The sequence below is a fragment of the Pseudokineococcus lusitanus genome (assembly GCF_003751265.1).
GTDB lineage: Bacteria > Actinomycetota > Actinomycetes > Actinomycetales > Quadrisphaeraceae > Pseudokineococcus > Pseudokineococcus lusitanus.
Window position 1 is genome coordinate 1 of sequence record NZ_RJKN01000019.1, and the last position, 1,115, is coordinate 1,115.

Consider the following 1,115-nt stretch of genomic DNA (forward strand, 5'->3'; position numbering starts at 1 on the left):
TGTACTGCCCAGGGACGTTGGTCGGGTGAGTGCGACGTGAGCGTGTGAGCGCGTCGTGACGTGAGCGAGGACCTCCCGGTGTGGAGTGGGACTGCTGAAGGTTCCGCACCACGACCAGGAGGTCCTCGTGTCCCACGCTAACGCCGCGCTCACACCCAAGACCCGGGCCCGGCTCGGACGGCTGGTGGTCGACGACGGATGGCCGGTCGCCCGCGCTGCGGAGTACTTCCACGTGTCCTGGCCGACGGCCAAGCGGTGGGCCGTGCGGTACGCCGCGATGGGCGCCGAGGGGATGACCGACCGGTCCTCGCGCCCGCACCGCAGCCCGGCCCGCACGCCCGGCCACCTGGTCCGTCGGGTGGTCAACCTGCGGTGGAAGCAGCGACTGTCCCCGCTGGCGATCAGCGCGGCGACCGGGGTGCCGGCCTCGACCGTCCACGCCGTCCTGGTCCGGTGCCGGCTCAACCGGCTGTCCCACGTCGACATCCGCACCGGCGAGCCGATCCGCCGCTACGAGCACGAGCACCCGGGCGCGTTGATCCACGTCGACGTCAAGAAGCTGGGCAACATCCCCGACGGCGGCGGGTGGCGGTTCACCGGGCGCGCCCAGGGCGAGCGGAACAGGGCCAGGACCCCCGACAAGGCCCGCAACCGCCATCACGGCCCGCTGATGGGGACGGCGTTCGTGCACACCGTCGTCGACGACCACTCCCGGGTCGCCTACGCCGAGATCCACGCCGACGAGACCGCCGTCACCGCCACCGGGGTGCTGGCCCGGGCGACCTCGTGGTTCGCCGCCCGCGGCGTCCGGGTGGAACGGGTGCTGTCTGACAACGGGTCGGCGTACAGGTCGCGGCTGTGGGCGGCCACCTGCGCCGAGCTGGGCATCACGGTCAAGAAGACCCGCCCCTACCGGCCCCAGACCAACGGCAAGGTCGAACGCTTCCACCGCACGATGGCCGCCGAGTGGGCCTTCACCCGCCACTACAAGCGCGAAGCCGACCGACGAGCAGCCCTACCGGCCTTCCTCCACCGGTACAACCATCACCGACCCCACTCCGCCATCGGCAAGGTCCCGCCCATCACCAGGTTGATCAACGTCCCTGGGCAGTACA

Annotated in this window: 1 protein-coding gene; it reads left to right on the forward strand. The window is 71.5% G+C overall.

Annotated features, from left to right (window positions below; translation table 11 throughout):
- Window positions 1-127 precede the first annotated feature (127 nt).
- A partial coding sequence (locus tag EDC03_RS17345) for an IS481 family transposase (protein ID WP_123381524.1) occupies window positions 128-1,115 on the forward strand: 988 nt, incomplete at its 3' end.